Below are 19,360 nucleotides of genomic sequence, written 5' to 3'. Positions count from 1 at the left end.
ATTTATGAAAATAACTCCATTAGCCGCGGCCTTGGCGGTATCGCTCATCGCCACCGTACCAGCCATGGCCGCGGGTCATAGTTCCGGAAATCGCCCGACTCACACGTCTTCTGATGTGCCTTCCCAGACGGCGTCAACCATGCCGAGCCATACGAACATGCCGTCTTCGAGCCCATCCGGAGTACCCGGAAGTCAGGATTCATCGACACCGTCTCACGATGCCTCCCGGTCTTCGACGCCCTCCTCGCACGGGCAAGGCACGGTGCCTTCGTCAAATCGACCAAGTCAAGCGTCCTCTCTACCCAGTCACGCATCATCACGGTCGAGTCATCCTCCCCAAAAGACTTCGACTTCTATGTCATCCCCACAGCGCGGACAGTCTCAAACTGTATTAGCTGATGTTGAAGAAATGCGCACGCTACAAGAAAAAATTCGTAGCGCACGCCAAAATTATCTGGCCGCCATTGGGGCATATGTGAAGGCGTTGTCCGGAGATTTAGCGGCAGGACAGACATCCATTCAAACGGCTTTAACCCAACTCCAAACCATTAACACGACCCTCGCCCAAACGGTCAAACGCGAGAAAACGGCCCACAGTGCGTCGGCGTCGGTCGGTTCTCACTCAAGCTCTCAGGCCCTCTCTCAAGTTATCGCCATGTTTCAAGCCGAATTAACGGCCTTGACGCAAGCGACAACGCAGGTCCAGTCGTTAACGGCAAGTTTGAGCGCCACGACGTCATCAACCACCCCCAGTGCCGCCATGAGTCCAACCCCTACCACCAGTCCCTCGTAGAATCCGGTCGAAAACATCTGAGAACAAGACGCTTCCAACGTTTGGGAGCGTCTTGTGTTGCTCATCTACTGGTCAGAAGCGGATGACGAGCATTCTCGTACTCTCAAGTACAGACCATGGCGTTGGGATATTTAAAAGACGTTGAAGGAAAAAGGGGAAGTGAAATCCCGACAGCTTACGTGGCCACGCACCGTAAGGGATCTGAACTCACAGGCCTACAGTAAGAACACGCAGGACCGAAACTGTCGGCGATGATAGGGTGAACACGTCCGCCAGTATTTCACCAGTTCCGACGCCCCGTGGTACAGATCTTCTATGGTGTGAAGTATGATACCGCAAGGCACAATCTAATCCCCGATCAGGCCCTTTATTCCCTGTCAAGTTCCCAATACTGCCGGAGCTTGCGCCGAGCGCGTTGTAAGGCGTTGTCCACCGCCTTCGGGTGCCGTCTGCGAAGCCGGGCAATCTCGCCATAGGATAACCCGTCGACCACATCCCATAGAACCTGCCATTCCCATGCCGTCAATGCCTCCATACCTTCGTACAAGTGGTTGCGTTCCTCTAGACGCTCTACCCATTGCAGGGGATCAGAACATGCGTCTGCAGCTAATCGGTGGTGCCCCGTCACGAGAGGTGAGTTGGTCTCGCCTCCCGTTCCCCACGGACTATCCAACCGCAAAGCGTGACGATAAAACACCTGTTTGTGCCGGGTGGCCTGGCGCACGCCATCGGCGAGTCGTCGACGCACAACCCACCGCACCCAAGCACGCACCGGGATCTGACGGGTTGGCTGATACTGCATCACGGCTTGCCACACGCCGATCCGTGCAATTTGTTCTCCATCGTTCCTATCACTGTCGAACCCCGGCCAATAATAGGCCCGGAGCATGCGCCGAATGAATCCGTCGGCCGCCGCAAAAATCGACGCCCACACCGCTTCATCTCCTGCTTGCGCACGGGCTATCCACTGGTGCCACGTGGCCTCGTCCGGCTCCTCCGTGGTCTTTTGCGGAGGATTATCAGTCCGCAAGAGCGTCCGGCTCTGCCGAGAACCCCTAGCGGATCTTGTGTTGAGGTTATTGGTGTTATTGGTCATGTCGCCCTCCCCCCCGTTCTTCCAATATTCGCCTAGAGCATACGCCCACGACCACATGCCCTGCACCGTCGACGACGCCAGCGGATCACGCGTCACCCTGGCCAATTGTTTCGTTCATGCCGTTTGATCTCTCGGACAGCCCAACCAAACGCCTCCCGTGGTGTGTGATTCGGCGCGGGATGCGGTAACCCTGTAACCAGTTCCACTGATACCGTAAGCGGGCATCGAAATCGACACGCCACAATCCGATATCCAGACCACAGGTGTTTGGACGATACGAAAACCTAAGGGTTCGCATTGACTTGGGGCGCGCGTCCGAGGCCATTGCAGCCCCCACAACACCAATTCTTCGCCCTCCCACAAAATCCACCTCTTTCTTGTTCGGGGGCTTCCCGTCATGGATGATCACTGGGCCACCCTGTTGCATCGGTGGAAAACGTGGCAATCTTTCGCCAGGGCGTCCAGTGGGCGATGATCCACCGATCAAGGCTATAGGCTGGCAATCCCTCCATATATTGCATGGCAGCCAAATAGACAAAGACTAAAAAATAAATAATGGACGTGCCAATATCGGTGGCGCCGGGGGTGTACGGACCGCCAAACCCCTCTGCTGTGCTCCATATGGCTAAACTAAAGAGGCTCCCGATGAGATATCCCAGTTTTTGAGCAAATCCGAAGATCAAGCCCAGCGCTGTTACCGTTTCTATTAGCGCAGTCAGAACGGCCCAAACATCCGGATGTGGCGAGACGAGTGCGATCCAACCATGAAACCAGGGCTGCAACCACGGAGGCTGTCCCACCGCGGCGGCTTTCAACAGACCCACGTACTCGTGAAAAAAGGCCGGTGACCATTTGAGTCGGGCATCAATGAGCCAGAACACCCCGAACACGATGCGTAATCCCCCTACCAGTTTTTGTCTATTTTTCCGCGTTGGATCATTGGGTCCTGACTGGGCTAATGACTGATTGGGTATTGAGTCCTTAAACATCGTAAAACACCTACCTTGACTAGCGTGTAATGGGTTTCGCCCCGGACGAGACGCTACCGCTATCCCCATGATGAGTAGAGCTGAACGTCCCGACGATAGTAGTCCAACAGGCTTGTGGGGTCGACTTTATAACAGGTCGAGTTCACCACTGCCGATCCAATACGTCTGCACAGAGATGCGGAGGAGAGTCAGTTCCTCCTCGGACGCCACCACAACGGGCTCTCGTTAGCGGGTTATCTGCAAGATCCACTGCGGCATCGGATGCGCCCAGAAATAACCTTGACCAGCATCCACCCCCCATTGGCGAAGCATCGCGGCTTGAGACTCCGTCTCCACCCCTTCCGCAATGACCCGCATCCCTTGGTCATGCGCCCAATCTGTCAATGTCTGGATAAGGGTTCGACTGCGGCGATCATCGCCAATCCGGCGCACTAGCGCAATGTCGATTTTGATCCACCCTGGGCGCCAGCGTACCAGTCGTGCTAAATCAGATTCCCCCGCCCCCACATCGTCCTGAGCGAAGATCACCTCCGGATACGGTTGCGTTAACGTCTCCCAGTCAACCCCGTCGACGTGTCGCTCGGACACCTCAATGACCAATTGATTTGGCGGCACGATCTCACAAAGATCCTGCCAATGACGCCGAAAGCGTGGCGGATTCTTCAAGGTTGCACTCACCACGTTGACAAAAAGCGTCTGACTCCCTGGCCAGGGCCCTTGCCCTTGGATTGCCTGAATAATCGTTTGCAGGCAGCGGCCATCCAGTTGCACCAGCACTCCAGCTCTTTGCGCCCTCGCAAAGACCGGGAGCGGAGACAATATCTGTCCATGATATCGCGGACGAATTAGAGCCTCCTGTCCTATCACCGATTCACTCACCAGGGCGACCACGGGTTGAAATACGGCCTGGAACGTGAGATGACGTAGAAAATCCCCCTCGGGGGTGTCAACATCCGACGCCGCATGGGATAGTGGGGATGCCACAGGCACCGGACTTTCTGCAGGACATTCCTGCACGGTGCCCCAATAGCCAATCACTTGGGAGCCGATAGCGATGGGAACCAGGGTCTCATAGGCCCACCATAGAGTGCCATCGGGCCGGCGATTTTTTAAATGCCCGTGCCAGGTTTTGCCGTCTTGTAGACGCTGCCATAACGCCTCATAGACGTGGGAGGGCGTCTCGCCCGCGCTGTTGATGCCGGGTTTCTGGGCAACCAGTTCGTCCCCTGTTCGTCCGGTTAGCTGTTCATACGCGGCATTCACAGCAACAATGGTCCCCGCGGCATCGGTCAAAACCGCTGCGGTAGACCATTGTGCCCAAAAGGCCTGGGCCGCGTCGGCGAGCCAACCGATTTGCGCCGTCGGGGTCTTTCGGGAACCGGCGATTTCTGACGGATCAGGAGCACGGATGACACGATTTTTGCCTTGGCGTTTAGCCCGCAGCAGATTTTGGTCGGCGAGGCGGGCGGTGTCATCGGACAGCACGCCGACCGCCCAGCCCACCGACACCCCCAAGACAAATGATCCCGTTGGGAATGTGTAGGGTTCCGTGGTCACCGCATTGTGCAACCGTTCGACAATCCCCGCTGCATCGCGGGGTGCAATATTTGGCATCCATATCGTAAACTCATCTCCCCCCGGACGCACTAAGGCGTCTTCGGCCCGGAGTTCAGCCCGAATGCGGTGGGCGAACGCCTGCAAGACGTGATCCCCAACATCATGCCCCCAGGTGTCATTGAACCATTTGAAATCGTCGAGATCGCACGCTATAATCATGCCCGCAGATCGAGCGCTCGGTGACAAGTGGCCCATCCAGGTTTTGAGACCATATCGTGTGAAAGCCCCGGTTAACGCGTCATGCTCAGCTCGATAAATATCTTCTTCCCATTGCCGCATTCTGTCAGCGCGTTCGACAATATAGGCGACGGTAAATCCCGCAATAGTAATGGACGTCAAGACATCGGATATAGCATCCCGCCCGGGAATCAAGGGAATCAAAGCCATGCTTGACACAGCGGCATACAATCCTATCCGTTTCTTTAAAGTTTTGAGATAAGGAATGAGCAGTGCAAGAACGAGGGACAACAGGGTAATAGTTATCATTTCTAGAAATCGCTGGGCACTCCATGGTGTGGCCGATGCGGCAACCGCAGCGATAAGCAGGGTACTGCCCAACGGTTGCCATAAAGAGTGAGGGATCATGACCCACAATGCGATGTCTGCGACAAGAAAGATCATAAACGGAATTTCAAACGGTCCCCAACGACTTAAGACCCCCAACACAATGGGAATACCGAGCGTTAACCAGAGCCGACTGCCTCTAACCCATCGCCGCCGCAAAAGGTCGCTCCATTCCCACATTCCTACGAGTAGTCCAGCCAATAAGGCGCCGTTAATGATATCTTGTGGCCAGGGAGTGAATGACAACTCCTGTCCCATCACAACCGATCTCCTTCTGGGATCGCATAAATTAGATGATAGAGTCACTCTTGCTTGCAAAGAGATGCAGGAATGAGGAGATGTGTTGGCGAGTGCTATGTCGGAGACAACAAATGCCTCTTGTTTACTCGCCGTCCTGGATGATGTCCTCTTTTATGTCTAGTATAGTCGAATAAAGCATAACCATGGTATATTTCCAGCGTTTAAAAGTCGTAGCGAGTAAACTTTTTCCGATAGTTCGCTGCTATAGTCACCGCAATCATGGCCATGATGGGAATCATGCAAAACCCTTCGGCTATGCCGCCGGCAGCCATCAAAAAACCCCAAGGTGAGTCCTCATCATGAGGCACGGAGGCGTGACCTGCACTCAAAGCCTTCTGGGAGAAGTCTCGGTAAAGCGGGCTGGTGGCGACCCATAGCGCATCATGACATCTCATTGTGAGGTCTGGCCATGTATTTTAACCGGTTTTCTCTCAGGTTTCGCATCCTGAGCGAATCGTGGCCAAAGAAGTAGCTATGAGGGTTGCCGATAGGTGAACTAGTTTCCCATGACTCATCATCACAAAAGATTATGCCCATTCAAATCAGACGGTCCTCATTGCATAACGCGTCACGAATTGGCGACAGGGGGCCGTCGTTCTACAAAAGATTGGCTGGCGCCTGCGGTTGCACACGTATCCGCATGCGACACAGAATCTTTTTACGATGGTTATCGCCTATTATCATCCCCCCACAATCCACCCGCACGAAATAACAGCCAACATTCTCCGTCTGTACGAACAGGCAAGTACTTCTGGCAGTTATCCAAGTCCCGGTGGTGAACCAGCTCAATATGTTGCGGGCGCACCCGGTGTTGTGGAAGAACTAGCCACTAGGGTCTGCCCATCCCTTGGCGGCCTGTCTGGTATTAATCCGCCAGGGGTTCGACGATTAGCGATCCCCTCTTACGGAGTCCAGTTCCTTGTATACGATACGGAAAACACGGAATATTCCCACAGAATTCGCTGAATACCCGGAGAATCGCATTTAATGACCACCAGGGTCAACCTCGGATGCGTCAAGACCGATTTGTCCGGATCTTAGCAGGGTTTGATCGATGGTTTCCACAACAGTGTTGAAATTCCATGATTCTTGTCAATCGCGATGCATGAACGGATAGGGAGTTGGAGTTGTGTCGTGTGCAGGTCTCCCGTTGGACTTTCGGTCCGCAGTGCTACGGGATCGTCTCGTATGAGAAGATGACTCATCACGGGTTCGCAGGTCTTGACCGATGTCTAGAAGCGTTGGGGACTTAATAGCCATCCTCCATGATGCGGTGGCACGTCCGACAGATATCCTCCCAACAAAAAAGAATCTTATCCCCTGGGCTGAAGTCCGGGGCTGGCATCACCGGATTTTCGGTCATTAGGGACATATTTTATCATCGGCACAAATCTCCGGATAACGTGAAATCCCTGATGACGATAGAGATGATAGGCCGGGCTCCCTTCCACGCAATGCAAAAAATAGGCTCGGGACACCGCATGAGCTCGCATATAGCGGAGCGTATAGTAGAGCAACGCTCGACCCCATCCTTGCCCGCGCACGGCAGGCACCACGCCAATCGGCCCTAAGCGCCCCAGCGGTTCGCCGTAGCCCCCCACTACGCTGATGCCTAACACCTCGGTGGCCGTATAAAGTCCTAGCACCCGTTCCGGGCTCACGGCACACTGCCACGTTTCCCGCACGGCCCGTTCCCATCCGGGGCCAAAGGACCGTGCGGTTTCCAATGCGCGATAACGAAGCCAACGGGGGAGCACCCCAACCTCAACGGTGGTCGCCACCTTCTGCGGTACGATGATGTGGTCCCTCGGTAAATCATCCAAGCGCCGCTCCATTGCCACGACCGGCAGTTGCGGTTGGCATCCCCGCCGTAAGAACCATGACCACGCAGCGGCATACTGCGTGCGATCCACTCCGGGAATAAATACATGCGGGAAAATGCCCTCCAATCGTAACGATTCGCCCGCGTCCAAGGTTGCACAGATCGCCGCCCAGAGGCGCATCCCGATTCCCTGACCGCGATAAGCGGCATCGACGGCGATGGCTCCCAGTTTCCGTCCCGAGGATGTGGGCGCCGAGATCAGGGCGAATCCCACCACGTGACGCCCGCGCGTTTTCACCACCCAGAGGGAATCGTTGCGGAAGGCGGGGTCGCAGAGGAGTCCCCCATAAAACCGTGCGCGGCCGATCGCATCGACAGGCAACGCGGACGCCCACAACCGTACTATCGCGTCGTAATCCCGAGGGTCGGCCTGCTCCACTCGCATTATACGGTCTCCTCAGGAGGCGCGAAGCTGTCGCTCCGTCTCCCGGGGCCGCGGATGCCTTCAATGTCATAAACCCATTGACTTAAGGCGACCGCATTGGCCCCGCGAAGTCCCACGTCGAGGCCCTTCGCCGCCGGGCGGATTTGGGGCCCGGGATCATTCCAAAACCGCGTGCGTCGCTTCAGGTGATGCCTCACGTCGTGCTCCATCTGCGGCCAGACATCTGCTAGCCAGCCGCCCAGGACAATCTGGCGCGGGTTAAACAGATTGACAATGGCCACCATAGCGGTGGTGATCCAATCCACGAGATCAAAATAGGGCCCCCGTTGATCCCACCGCTGCAAGGCCGTCACGAGGCTTTCTCCCTCCGTCACATTTAGCAAGGCTTCGATGTGGGCCTGATTTAAATAGGTTTCCACGCATCCCACGTTGCCACACCAACACCTCTCGCCCTGCCAATTGATGGTCATGTGGCCCAATTCGCCGCCAATGCCCTTGGGGCCACGAAACACCTGACCATGGGTAATCGCGCCGACGCCGATCCCCTGGCCCACATAGAAAAACACTAACCAGGCCGACGCATCCGGTCCCCCAAAGAGCATTTCCCCCAGGGCCATTCCGCGGGCGTTGTTATCCATCGCGACGGGCAACCCGGTTTCTTGACTTAACAAGGCGGCCCACGGAACGTTTTGCCATTGATACGCCAATGCCGCATTGACCATGCCCGTTTCGGTATCCACTATCCCCGACGTTCCGACACCAACGCCCACGATGTGACTGGCGGTTAGGGTGCGCACCAGGTGGATGATTTCGCGCCCCACCTGCTTCGCCAAGTGCTCGGGATGCGGCTGATCGGGAATGGTCAACGATTGCATCGGCGTCACCGCGCCATCCAATTCGCCGAGGCCTATCGTGATGGTGCGGCGTTGCATATGGACGGCGACCGTGCGGTAGTGGCCATTGCGAATCCGCAATCCAATGGCCCGTCGACCACTAGATCGAATTTCATCCAGGGTCCCCACTTCTTGAATGTACTGTTCGTTAATGAGGGCCCGGGTAATGTTCGAAACCGAGGCCGGCGTGAGATGCGTCCGTTCCGCCAATTGAATCCGGGAAATGTGGGGATTCTGTAAGATTAATCGCAAGATAAGCCGTCGATTTTGTTGGTGAACCCCTGAAATATTCAATCCGCGTCCCATAATCGAGCTTCCCCGCTCTCTTCCATGGTAGTGATGGTTTGCCCTACGCTGCCATACCGCTCCAAGGCCTGCTGGGCCTGTCGACACGACAGCCCACAGCGTAACATAATGATGGCCACCGGCAGACGGCCCTGGGCCGCTTGGAGCGTTTTCCATGCGATTTGCCGCGGTTGTCCGGTGGCCATCATCAGAACCCGCACGGCCCGTTCGCGTAATTTCTCATTATGCGTCTGAAAATTCACCATCAAATTATCATACGCATGGCCCGTTTTGACCATCGTCAGCGTGGATAACATATTTAACACAATTTTTTCCACGGTGCCGGCTTTCAACCGCGTGGATCCTAAAAGAATTTCAGGACCGGTGTCCACAAAAATCACTTCATTGGCCACCGTAGCCACCCGTGTGCCGAGGTTATTGACTAACGCCACGGTAAAGCCCCCCCGCCTTTGGGCTTCTTGGAGGGCCCCCACCACGTAAGGCGTGTCGCCGTGCGCAGTCACGCCCAAGACGACATCACGCGACGTAATGCCCCGGGCTCGAATCGCCCGACACCCGGCTTCGCCGCCATCTTCGGCGTCTTCGTGAGCCTGTTGAAAGGCTGCGATCCCCCCGGCCAAGAGGGCTTGGACGCGCCCCGAAGTCACCCCAAAGGTTGGCGGCAGTTCCGCCGCATCCAGGACGGCGAGCCGTCCCGCCGATCCCGCGCCCACATAAAAAATTCGTCCTCCCTGGCGATACGTGTCGACCAGCCGTGTCAGAACGCGGTCTAAGACCGGAATCGCGGCGGCGATGCGGCCGACAGCCTGCTGTTCTTCGTGAATCCACTGCCGCATCACGTCGGGACTCGATTGGCTGTCTAACCAGCGAAAGGTCGTCCCGGGATGCGGTTGTTCGGTGCTATAATGAGCGGCATGGGTCGCCCGGTGAGGCTGATCCAAGCGCCAGGGGGTGCGTCCTTCCCACAACTCCTGACCGATTAATTTCTGCCTCAGGGCCGTCCATACGGTATCATGCGTATCAAACACCTGAATTTTAACCGCGTGCGGAGGCGCTAGCCCGACGATCGCTGGGTGGGCGTACACAACAACTACATCCGCCTCGGGCTGAGACGCCTCCGGGAGTCGGTCCATCCAGACATAAACGGTCGGTCCATGGTGGTCCCGCCCTTTGCCGTTCAGGAGTTCGGCGACGCGCTGTTGCAGGCGGCGCTGCGGCGCCACCACGACAAACCGCGTGTCCGCCGGAAAGGGTAAACGAGCCGGATCGTCGATTAACTGAATGCTGGCGGTGCGCATGCGATTTAACCGCTTTTCAATAGTGGCTCGCGCGGGACCACCATGGGGCGGCGGGTTCGCGTGCGATGATCGAATGTGAGGAAAGTCCTTAACCGCGACCCAATACCATTGCGGCGGGGCGTTGAGCGCCGCGGTACGCCAGGGCACGATACGACCGGCCCCGTCGAGCCACCATTCCAGGTCCGGTCCCGTTTCCGGCGCCACCGCCCAGGCTGTCTGGATGCCCGCCTGCGCAAATCCCTGCTGGGCCGCGATCCGAATGTGGGAGCCGAGCCATGGCAAGGCGATGTCACTGAGAATGCCGGCGGGACGGCCAAACACGCCCTGTATTCCGACAGTCGCCAGCGTCGTACCAAACCACTGCGCGATGGTTGTCAGTCCCGGCAGATCCCCCGCCGCGCCGATGAGTTGGGGGGTCGGCCAGGCGAGATCGCCGTGGTTATAGCACCGTAACGCGTCCTCCATAATCCAACAGGATTCGCGTCGGCATAAACCTTGCAGCTTCTGCACGTCGGTAGGCGTTAACTGCGCAAAGTCGGTGATCACCCGAAGAATCGGTCCGTCCGTCATGAGGTCGACCGCGTTGTGATCGGCCAGGGTTCCCGTTAATACCCATCCAGTCCATAGCATATTACCAATGCCCGACCTTTCGTCCACATAACACGTGGGACCCGGATGCGGTGCGCGCTTCATAATAGAGAATCCAGCCATCTGGGGTCTTTACCGGGGCGACGTATCGCAACGAGCCGTAGGACGAACACATCCAGGGTTCCTTCCCCGGCACTTTGTAAAAGTGTTTCAGATCGGCAGTCAGGGCGACCCCGACGCGCTCTTCATAATTTTCTGTGACGCTGGCGGATCCATCATAAAACGCCAAATAGACCGTGTCCAACGGCATCAATCCCGTAATGCGCGACACCAAGGAATCCCACCCCGTCACCGACGCACTCAGCACTTCGCCGACCCACCGATGCGGGTGGTTGGCCAGGCCAATGGCCAGGCCGGTGTGCGACTTGACCAAGCCCGTCGTAAAGACGTCATCGCTGGCATGTAAGTGGTCGTCGGGCCGAAGTTCCCGAGTCAGCGACGCCGGCGCGTAACTGACATACATGAAACTGACGGGTCCTTGGCGGACAATCACGGGATCTTTCACGGCATGACCGTTGATTCCCGAAGGGGTTAATTCGACCGTCCGCGTTGCGATGTTCAACGTCTCCGGACGATCGCCATCAATCCGATCAATTTGCCACTGATGCGTGTCCGGATGGACATAGCTTAAGTACAGCACCCACCCCTCAGGCTGTTTCACGAGACAGCCGCGTTCAATGGAGGGGGACGCGAGTTGTTGCTGGGTCACGACCCACACATCCTGAAAATGCACGCCGTCGCGACTTTGGGCGATACGGGCTTCATACCCGCGCCCCTGTCCGCGGGGGCGTCGGAGCCGATAGTAGAGATACAGCACGTCATCATCGTCATCATAATAGGCCGCAGGGGCACCGGCCCAATATCCCTCCGCATCGTGCGGACTTTCGCGGACGAGAAATTCCTCGCCACGATGTAACCAGGAGGCTTGCATTAACTCCATTAGGGTGTCACGTCCTTTCCGTGTTCAACGTTTTATGGGGGGCTCGTGCAGAAAATCCCACGGGACAGTGCCCCGACACTGCCGCGGTTGGGGAATGCCCAGCAGATAGGCCACAAGCGGGGCGATGTCCGTCAAGGACACGTATCCGTCCCGAGCCACATCGCGGGCATAGCCAGACCGAATCGTGGGTCCGAGAGCCATGACGGTGGCCAAATTGCTCGTTCGGGTCGTGCGGGTCGTAGGCAACTGAGCCCCATGATTGGCGGTGCCATCACCCGGGCCAATGGTCTTGTCCCCTTGAGGAATGCCCCACGCATAGCCCGGATTATACAGAAATAAGATATCGCCGATGCGATCACCGAAATACCCCAACAGGGCTTGGTGAGGGGCCGGGAATGCATACGCCACGGGGCGTTGTCCGGTCTCTGCATCCTTCCAATCGCACAACGCATCCAGGGCTTGCTGCAGGACGCTTTCATAGTCAGCGGGCGCGACAATCCCGCCCGCATTGCGTCCCTGCACGTTAATGGCTAACTCATGCGGCGAGAGCACGTACACCGCCGACCGCGTGCGATCAATCACTTCGCGCGGGGATTGCCGCGTATCAAAAACCGCTAAGCCCACTTCCACCAGGCGGCGCGCAATGCTCGCAATGCGGCGATTGGGCACATGGCCATGATCGGAGACGATGATCAGATGATCCTCCGGTGTCATCAGGGTCAGTAATCGGCCCAGGAGTTCATCGGCTAACTGGTAGGAGCGGCGGATAAACTCTTCAGCGCGTGGATCCGGTTCTTGTCCCTCTTCCGGATCCAATGCGGCCAGAAACGTGTGTTGCGCCGTGTCAATCCAATGCCAATGAAACATGCACAACTGCCAGGGATGCGACGTGGCCGTATCTTCAATGACGGTCGCATACCACTTAATCTGGTCCGCAATCTCCTCCAATACCGCTTGCATGCTATCGTCGTCGTCCCGGGCCACGACGGCGGGGTGTTCAATAAAAGGCCCCGCAATGTCGTAGATCCTTTCCGCTAATTGTGGGGGATCGGTAAAATGTGTGGTCGGGTAAATTTCTGATCGAATTAATGTAACGTGGGAGCCATCTTGGCGCACCCATTTAAACCGAACCGAGCCACGCTGACCGTTGGCATATTGCACCTCGCCCCAGGAACTCCATTGTCCACACGCCAACACCAGAGGTTTCACCGTGCCGCGAATAACAAGATGCGTACCATCGCGGGCGACCGTAAAGTGAATCGGGGCATGCTGGTCGTCGTGTGTCATCTCTCGATGACCATCTTCGGTGGGCACAATGACGGGTCCCGTAATTTGACTGGTCACTGACAACTCTACCGGCTGTGCGTTCGGCACACAAAGACGGTAGGAGGCCCCGCGCGCAAGCACATGACCCGTTAGGCCGCGATAGAGCGGAGCCACCACCATGGTCCCGGGGACGCGTCGGGGATACGATCCGGGATAGGTAATGACTAAACTCTGTAATCCGTGTTGACTGGCCGTCACCCATATGGGTTCGGCATTGAGAGCACGGGCATCAAATGTCGAACGCGGCACACGATCGAGGGGATCTTGCATCGTGACGTCGGTCCAGTTTCCGGCACCGTGACGGCCCGGTAAGGCTCCCGTGGCTATCGTAGCCCAGTTTGTGGGGGTGTAAGGCGGTACGACCGACAACGCCTCACTAACAGCCCCATGTCGGAGAACGGTTAAGAAGTTCGGTAACACCCCCTCTCCGGCGAACCGTTTGACGAGCGGCAATACCATCGCATCGACTCCCATGACTATCACTCGTGACATTCTCGCCCCTCCTCGTGTTGTGATTACCATTCAGGCTCCGATCGTTATTGCATCGCTAAGTTCTTAACAGCGAGTGCACCACATCGACGGCATAGAAGGGATTACCTCGCACTACGACCGTGGTTGAGGCTTCTGACAACAGCTCCGCATCCCAAGGATCCGTCACGGCGACATGGAGCACGTTCCGGTGTTGGCAAAATCGTTTTACGATCGCAACGGCTTTCTTGGACTGCCAAAGGTTGTCTGTATAGACAATTGCTGCATGGGATGCAATCTGATCTAACGTTTTCCCCAACCGTGGCGTGTTCATGGGGTGATAGAGCACCGGCTTATGTGCGAGCCGTCCTTCCCTAATCTGAGTTGGACGTTTGGCTGCAATCCAAATTTGGGGTAACGCGATCGAAAAATCTCGAGGATTTCCGCGGACCACCGAACTGCCGCGAAACACCCACTGCTGAAACTGCTTTTCTATCTCGGCCACCCCGTCAACGGCAGGCCAGCAATCCGGACTACGAATCAGTTGCCGCCACCGTCGAACGCGGCGCTGGGCCGTTGTGAGAATGTGACGAGGCAGACGATGATGCTCAATGGCCCACGCAACGGCATCACACACGCTGGTCGCTAAATCAGCATGCCCGCCACAATCAATGAGATCCGCTCCCGCTTGGAGAGCCCGAACCGCGGCATCTTCCGGCGTAGAGAATGTGCGAATGGCCCCCATGGCTAAGGCATCAGTGATCACGATGCCGCGGTAACGGAACCGTTGCCGCAAGACTCCGGTTATCCATTTGCTAGATACCGTTGCAGGATGGTAATCGAATTCCGAAAACTGAACATGCGCCGTCATGACTGCGGGCGCCTCTGATAATACCTCTTGAAAGGGCAATAAATCCTGTTCCCACACCATCTCTATCGTGCCTTGGGAAAGCCCCCGATGCGAATCCTCTAATGCATGACCATGCCCCGGAAAATGTTTAATCGTCACGGGGACACCGGCGGCTTGATGCCCCATCATCCACGCTTTCCCGATCATGGCCACCTGGTGTGCGTCGTCGCTAAATGCTCGGGAACCAATGACCTGATTGCCCGACACGTAGAGGTCCATGACAGGAGCTAAGTTCCAATTAAATCCTTGCATAGCCAACAACTGCCCAATAAGGTGTCCCACATCATAGGCTGTACGCGCCCCAAGCTGGCCCGTCGACAGGGGCGACGGCGGAGGCGCTATGCCAGGGAACCGATGAACCACTCCACCTTCTTCCGTCACCATCAGTAACGGCGGGGGTTGATTCGCGCGACGATAGCTGTCATAAATGGCTGCCAGCATCGACCGGGTCGCGGCGACATTTTCGAGGTCACGGTGATGAAAAATATATCCTGCATAAGGCCATTGTTGGGGATCCCAGTGCACGCCCTTGTCCCAATTGGGCAGGAGAAATTGGGCAGCCAATTCTTGCGCGGAGCGCTTTGTTGTCCACGCTGTCATTCTTGGAACCCTCCCACGGCCTCAAAGGCAAATCGTGTTCGGGGGCCAATGGCATCGATGAGTCGCTGATCGTCTGGTATCACGCGACCGACCACATTAGTTCGGGGATCGGCGGGCAAATCGACTTTGGCAATATGCAGCTCTCCGGCGTAACGCGGGTATAAGACATTGTCGACGGCGACAGTGCCACGGGGACGGGGAAGAAGCTCCGGGGCAGGAGTAATTGTTTCTAACGTCGGCCGTTGGCGGTCTCCGCGCGCCCGGCAGGTGAGTTCAAACAATTGGGGCAGATGTTCATGCACGCGTCCAAGGACAATCTTGCGTTCAGGGTCTCGTGCCTGATGGCTAAGTTGCAATCGCAAGATAAGATGAGGGCTTTGTCGAACCTCTGCCAGTCGGCTTAACTCCTCTGCATTTTCTGTTTGATCTCCAATGTATACGTGGTCGGCCCAACCTCGGCTTAACAATTCCCGTGCCGCTCGATGCGGCTCGAGAAACCGATGCACTTCAAGTGTGGGCAACCCTTCATACGTCACATAGCGATGATGAGATTGACTCGCGACGAAGGCGACCACCGTGATTCCAAAGCGATGCAATAAAGTGGCTTGTTGGGCCATAAACACGGTCGACATACCGGATTCGATACGAGGGTAATAATTATGGCAAGCGACCATGTCCTGAAGGGGCAACCCTAAATCGTGAAACCGTTGTAAAGACGCGGCGGTGACCGCACTAGCATTGAGGACAATCCGCATTCCTAAGCGGCTCGCCGTATGATAGAGCGTTAGCGTCTCTTCTTCAGAGAATCCGGCGTCCAGCCGTAAATCGGTAATGCCCAGTTCTTGCAGGGGCGTTAAATTCGCTACATTGCCTCCCACCCGTTGAAAAGCAATGGGATGGACATCAGCCATGATGCGGACGTTCTTTCCACGTGCGAATTGAGCCACGGCTCGGAATTCCTCTAAGTGGTCGGCAATGGATGCTTCGGGCATTTGGACGGTGGTGAAAAAATGTTGAATCCCCATGTCCAAGGCGAGGGCGACACAATCGTATGCAGATTTTTTGGTACTGGATGGAATTCCAATATAAAAGGATGTTCCTACGGCCATATCCACGATAAAACCCCTCCTATTGATGCCGCCATCAATTTTTAATGCCGCCGGTGGTTAATCCCCGCACGAAGAACCGTTGTCCCAATAAAAAGATCAGGATCGTCGGAATGGCTGTAATGACCCCACCGGCTAAAACATAGCCATAGTTGGTGTAATATTGTTGCTGTAAGGTGGATAATCCAACCGGCAAAGTAAACAGTTGCGTGGAATTCAAAGCAATCAGAGGCCAGATAAAATCATTCCAATTGGCCACAAATGTGAGGAGACCCAATGCGCCTAAGGCCGGCGTGCTTAAGGGGACAACGAGTTTCCAAAACACCGTCCACTCGCCAGCTCCATCCACTCGGGCCGCATCAAAAAACTCAGTGGACAGCGTCTGCATGTATTGCCGCAAGAGAAACACGCCCCACACCCGACCCAGAGCCGGTAAAATGAGGGCCCAGTACGTATTCAACAGGTGCAGTCGACTCATCACAAAAAATTGGGGAACCAAGGTGGCTTCGGCGGGAATCATCATGGTGCTCAACACCACCCAAAATAGGGTATCACGCCCACGGAAGCGGCCTTTGGAAAACGCATAGGCTGCCATCGCATCGAAGACCAAATTGCCTAGGGTCACCACTGTTGACACGAATAAGCTATTGCCAAACCAGCGCCAAATAGGCGCGGAGTGAAAAAGATACACAAAATTCTGCCACGTCCATGGAAATGGCACTATCCGGGGCGGAATGCTCACAAACGCCTGCGGGGAAGACAAAGCGGTATCGAACAACCAATATAAGGGAAACAATCCTAAGAGGGCCCAAACACTCACAATTCCGAACACGACAGCCCGGACCGTAATTCGCGGCCGTCTTGAAGGTGGCAGGGTCCGCACAGGAAGCCGATTTTCTGGCCGGGGTTGTCTCTGTGGTCTAGTATTCAACATGGCGTCCCAACACCTTAAATTGCACATAGCTAAATATCGCAATCACCAGGCCCAGTAATATTGCCTCCGCGCCCGCGTGGCCCAGTTCGAAATACTGAAATCCCTTGTCATAAATTTCTCCGACAATCGTCAACGTCGCGTTGCCAGGGCCACCGCCCGTCATTACGTAGATGGCGGTGAAAATTTGAAACGCTGCAATGGTATGCATGACGGCGAGGTATAGCGTGGTGGGCATCACCATGGGCCAGGTAATATAGCGAAACTTAGCCCATGTACCGGCTCCATCAAGTTCAGCGGCTTCATAATAGCCTGCAGGAATTGATCCTAACTGAGACATGTACAACACGATCCCCATCCCGGGAGGCGTCAAAATCGTCATCAACATGATGCTCCATAATGCCAAGTGTGGATTTACGAGCCATCCAATACCGTGAAGATGCACTGCGCGAAGAAGGCCGTTCAGTAACCCACTGGAATCATCGTAAATCCACGCCCAGACCAGCGCCATCACGACAACCGCAGTAACGGACGGAAGATAAAACACGGCCCGGAACACCGATCGCCAGAAGTCAGGCAAGGTCATCAGCAAGTTGGATAGGATGAACGCGGTGCCGATAACCACTGGCGTCGTCACTACCGTATAAATCAGGGTGTTCCGCACCGATGTCCAAAAGGTGCGATCACGCACAACGTCCGAAAAATTTTTTAGGCCTACCCATGTCAAATGACCGGGTGTCACATGACTCATCGCAATAAAGAGGGCCAACATGGTGGGCAGCACAATGAAGAGACCAAATAACGTCATTTTCGGAAGCAGTAGCTGATACCAAAACCGCGCGGTGTTCATTTAATGATCCCTGCCATTTGCCGTTTAACTTGGCTGAGCCCTTGTTGGGGAGATTCCTGTCCGAGAACGATCAACTGCAGTTGAGCATCCAAGGCCTTTTGCAGTTTAGGCCATGCAGGGGTTAATGGTGGATTTAACTGGAAAAAGCGCAAGTTGTTATGAAGCACTTCGTCATAGTCCGCGTTGCGAAAATATTGGGCTTGTATCGCGGCATCCTGGGGGCCTACCGGGTAAGCCCCGCCCCCGATACTCATGTATTTCCGTTGAATCGCGGCCGGCCACTCTGCGGGGTCGGAGAGAAATTTAGCAAATAACATCGACATCCGCAACTGACTCGGGTTGCTCTGTTTATACACGGTGTATCCAGCAATATCGCCAATGGTAATAGGATGTCCTAGTGCACCAATGGGATAATTGGCCACCGCATACGGAAAGGGAATCTGCGCTGATTTCGCCGCAATGCTCTTCTTGTTTAAAAAGTCTGCATAATAGGCTGTGACAGCGTATTTACCCTGCAAAAAATTCTCCCACACAGTTTTGGCGGAATCCGACGCAATGGATTTCGGGGCTACATGATATTTTTGAACCAGCGACGTCAATTTTTCGACTCCACTTACGGCTTGAGGCCCGTCAAACGTGTATTGCGTTAACGATGAATTCAATAGGTGGGCACCATCCGATAAGAGAATGCCGTATGACAACGAATTACCCGGCTGTAAATTGACACCGAATCCGTACACTTTTTGGCCATTTTTTTGCACGAAGGTCAACCGTTGCAAATCGTGAACAAACTCATTCCATGTCCACATTCCGTTACGCGGTAATGGCACATGCCGTTCGGCAAAGTAGGTTTTGTTTAAGTACAACACCGTTGCTGTTTGCACCGATGGCCAATAATACATCTTGCCATGAAATGTGGCGGCCTTGACGACGCGAGGATACAGTTGACTCGCATAATGTCCTAAATAAGGGTTAATGGGTTCAATCACCCCATCTTGAATAAACTGGGGCAATGTCCCGCCACCTGGGGCAACATCCGGGTAGTCCCCGGCAGCGACCGCAGTTTCCAATTTCACAGTTCCTTCGGACCACGGGATTTCAGTCAGTTGAATTTTCACACCGGGGTGCATTTTTTCAAATGCAGCAATCATCGCTTTATACCATCCGAAGCCATTGGGATGGTGCGGCGTTGGTGTGCCCGGAAACGCCCACAGTGTAATCGTACCGTGAAAGGTGCCCGTGGCGGTTGACGAGGGCGGAGAAGTGCCACATGCCGCTAACATTCCCGCCAATGCGCATGTTCCTATGACCCGTGCCTTACCCATCGCATTGCCTCCTTTAATTTAATTGATTAACTAAAAGCGAATTCGCCACCGCTTGAACAAATTCCTGCCTGTTTTCCAAAAACACTCTAAATTTGGGAATTTTTTAACTGTCGCCATGAACAGTATGAGTAAG

16 protein-coding genes are annotated in these 19,360 nt (G+C 55.4%); 2 read left to right on the top strand and 14 right to left on the bottom strand.

Annotated elements, in window-relative coordinates; all coding sequences use genetic code 11:
* The first annotated feature begins 4 nt into the window (after positions 1–4).
* Positions 5–793: a hypothetical protein gene (locus AOA63_RS01220; RefSeq protein ID WP_053957999.1), complete on the top strand. Its 789-nt coding sequence runs from the start codon at positions 5–7 to the stop codon at positions 791–793.
* A 367-nt stretch (positions 794–1,160) separates the two neighbouring features.
* Here AOA63_RS01220 and AOA63_RS01215 read toward each other — a convergent pair whose 3' ends face one another.
* The 4 genes from AOA63_RS01215 to AOA63_RS19195 form a co-directional block, all read right to left on the bottom strand.
* On the bottom strand, positions 1,161–1,985 hold the full coding sequence (locus tag AOA63_RS01215; protein WP_082343658.1) for a sigma-70 family RNA polymerase sigma factor: 825 nt from the start codon (positions 1,983–1,985) through the stop codon (positions 1,161–1,163).
* A gap of 299 nt (positions 1,986–2,284) precedes the next feature.
* Positions 2,285–2,878, bottom strand: a complete 594-nt coding sequence (locus tag AOA63_RS01205; RefSeq protein WP_139061439.1) for a DoxX family protein — start codon at positions 2,876–2,878, stop codon at positions 2,285–2,287.
* A 225-nt stretch (positions 2,879–3,103) separates the two neighbouring features.
* Positions 3,104–5,317: a bifunctional diguanylate cyclase/phosphodiesterase gene (locus tag AOA63_RS01200; protein WP_053957996.1), complete on the bottom strand. Its 2,214-nt coding sequence runs from the start codon at positions 5,315–5,317 to the stop codon at positions 3,104–3,106.
* Positions 5,318–5,520: 203 nt separating this feature from the next.
* On the bottom strand, positions 5,521–5,754 hold the full coding sequence (locus tag AOA63_RS19195; RefSeq protein WP_139061437.1) for a hypothetical protein: 234 nt from the start codon (positions 5,752–5,754) through the stop codon (positions 5,521–5,523).
* 229 nt (positions 5,755–5,983) lie between these two features.
* Between AOA63_RS19195 and AOA63_RS20015 the strand changes: the two genes are divergently transcribed.
* Positions 5,984–6,325 (top strand): hypothetical protein, encoded by a 342-nt coding sequence (locus AOA63_RS20015; protein ID WP_139061436.1) that lies wholly within the window; start codon positions 5,984–5,986, stop codon positions 6,323–6,325.
* A 347-nt stretch (positions 6,326–6,672) separates the two neighbouring features.
* On the opposite strand, the gene AOA63_RS01195 is transcribed toward AOA63_RS20015, so the two are convergent.
* The 10 genes from AOA63_RS01195 to AOA63_RS01150 form a co-directional block, all read right to left on the bottom strand.
* Positions 6,673–7,626 carry a GNAT family N-acetyltransferase gene (locus tag AOA63_RS01195; protein WP_053957995.1) on the bottom strand — a complete coding sequence of 318 codons (954 nt, stop codon included), beginning with the start codon at positions 7,624–7,626 and terminating at the stop codon, positions 6,673–6,675.
* The gene (locus tag AOA63_RS01190; protein ID WP_053957994.1) at positions 7,626–8,825 is read right to left on the bottom strand and encodes an ROK family transcriptional regulator; all 1,200 of its coding nucleotides are present in this window, start codon (positions 8,823–8,825) and stop codon (positions 7,626–7,628) included. Before AOA63_RS01190 ends, AOA63_RS01195 begins: the two co-directional genes overlap by 1 nt.
* A complete protein-coding gene (locus AOA63_RS01185) occupies positions 8,810–10,816 on the bottom strand; it encodes an N-acetylmuramic acid 6-phosphate etherase (RefSeq protein ID WP_171822564.1) in 2,007 nt (668 codons plus the stop codon). Before AOA63_RS01185 ends, AOA63_RS01190 begins: the two co-directional genes overlap by 16 nt.
* Entirely contained in the window at positions 10,755–11,711 is a 957-nt protein-coding gene (locus tag AOA63_RS01180) for a hypothetical protein (RefSeq protein ID WP_053957992.1), read from the bottom strand. The genes AOA63_RS01185 and AOA63_RS01180 overlap by 62 nt, the downstream gene beginning before the upstream one ends.
* A gap of 24 nt (positions 11,712–11,735) precedes the next feature.
* Positions 11,736–13,529, bottom strand: a complete 1,794-nt coding sequence (locus AOA63_RS01175) for an alkaline phosphatase family protein (protein WP_053957991.1) — start codon at positions 13,527–13,529, stop codon at positions 11,736–11,738.
* A 55-nt stretch (positions 13,530–13,584) separates the two neighbouring features.
* Positions 13,585–15,015 carry a glycoside hydrolase family 3 N-terminal domain-containing protein gene (locus tag AOA63_RS01170; protein ID WP_053957990.1) on the bottom strand — a complete coding sequence of 477 codons (1,431 nt, stop codon included), beginning with the start codon at positions 15,013–15,015 and terminating at the stop codon, positions 13,585–13,587.
* Positions 15,012–16,124 (bottom strand): MupG family TIM beta-alpha barrel fold protein, encoded by a 1,113-nt coding sequence (locus AOA63_RS01165; RefSeq protein ID WP_242848358.1) that lies wholly within the window; start codon positions 16,122–16,124, stop codon positions 15,012–15,014. Before AOA63_RS01165 ends, AOA63_RS01170 begins: the two co-directional genes overlap by 4 nt.
* A gap of 34 nt (positions 16,125–16,158) precedes the next feature.
* Entirely contained in the window at positions 16,159–16,941 is a 783-nt protein-coding gene (locus AOA63_RS01160; protein ID WP_206742800.1) for a carbohydrate ABC transporter permease, read from the bottom strand.
* Positions 16,942–17,041: 100 nt separating this feature from the next.
* Positions 17,042–17,902, bottom strand: coding sequence for a carbohydrate ABC transporter permease (locus tag AOA63_RS01155; RefSeq protein WP_053957987.1), 861 nt, complete (start codon positions 17,900–17,902; stop codon positions 17,042–17,044).
* Complete coding sequence (locus AOA63_RS01150; RefSeq protein WP_053957986.1) at positions 17,899–19,227, bottom strand: extracellular solute-binding protein; 1,329 nt, start codon at positions 19,225–19,227, stop codon at positions 17,899–17,901. Before AOA63_RS01150 ends, AOA63_RS01155 begins: the two co-directional genes overlap by 4 nt.
* Positions 19,228–19,360 lie beyond the last annotated feature (133 nt).

It is taken from the genome of Sulfobacillus thermosulfidooxidans (assembly GCF_001280565.1).
Lineage (GTDB): Bacteria > Bacillota > Sulfobacillia > Sulfobacillales > Sulfobacillaceae > Sulfobacillus > Sulfobacillus thermosulfidooxidans_A.
Note: the sequence above shows the minus strand (reverse complement) of the source record. Positions and strands in the feature narration are given on the sequence as shown.

Coding starts and splice junctions, on each gene's coding strand:
- AOA63_RS01220 (WP_053957999.1), top strand. CDS start 5: ATGAAAATAACTCCATTAGCCGCGGCCTTGGCGGTATCGCTCATCGCC.
- AOA63_RS01205 (WP_139061439.1), bottom strand. CDS start 2,878: ATGTTTAAGGACTCAATACCCAATCAGTCATTAGCCCAGTCAGGACCC.
- AOA63_RS01200 (WP_053957996.1), bottom strand. CDS start 5,317: ATGGGACAGGAGTTGTCATTCACTCCCTGGCCACAAGATATCATTAAC.
- AOA63_RS19195 (WP_139061437.1), bottom strand. CDS start 5,754: ATGAGATGTCATGATGCGCTATGGGTCGCCACCAGCCCGCTTTACCGA.
- AOA63_RS01195 (WP_053957995.1), bottom strand. CDS start 7,626: ATGCGAGTGGAGCAGGCCGACCCTCGGGATTACGACGCGATAGTACGG.
- AOA63_RS01190 (WP_053957994.1), bottom strand. CDS start 8,825: ATGGGACGCGGATTGAATATTTCAGGGGTTCACCAACAAAATCGACGG.
- AOA63_RS01185 (WP_171822564.1), bottom strand. CDS start 10,816: ATGAAGCGCGCACCGCATCCGGGTCCCACGTGTTATGTGGACGAAAGG.
- AOA63_RS01180 (WP_053957992.1), bottom strand. CDS start 11,711: ATGGAGTTAATGCAAGCCTCCTGGTTACATCGTGGCGAGGAATTTCTC.
- AOA63_RS01175 (WP_053957991.1), bottom strand. CDS start 13,529: ATGTCACGAGTGATAGTCATGGGAGTCGATGCGATGGTATTGCCGCTC.
- AOA63_RS01170 (WP_053957990.1), bottom strand. CDS start 15,015: ATGACAGCGTGGACAACAAAGCGCTCCGCGCAAGAATTGGCTGCCCAA.
- AOA63_RS01165 (WP_242848358.1), bottom strand. CDS start 16,124: ATGGCCGTAGGAACATCCTTTTATATTGGAATTCCATCCAGTACCAAA.
- AOA63_RS01155 (WP_053957987.1), bottom strand. CDS start 17,902: ATGAACACCGCGCGGTTTTGGTATCAGCTACTGCTTCCGAAAATGACG.
- AOA63_RS01150 (WP_053957986.1), bottom strand. CDS start 19,227: ATGGGTAAGGCACGGGTCATAGGAACATGCGCATTGGCGGGAATGTTA.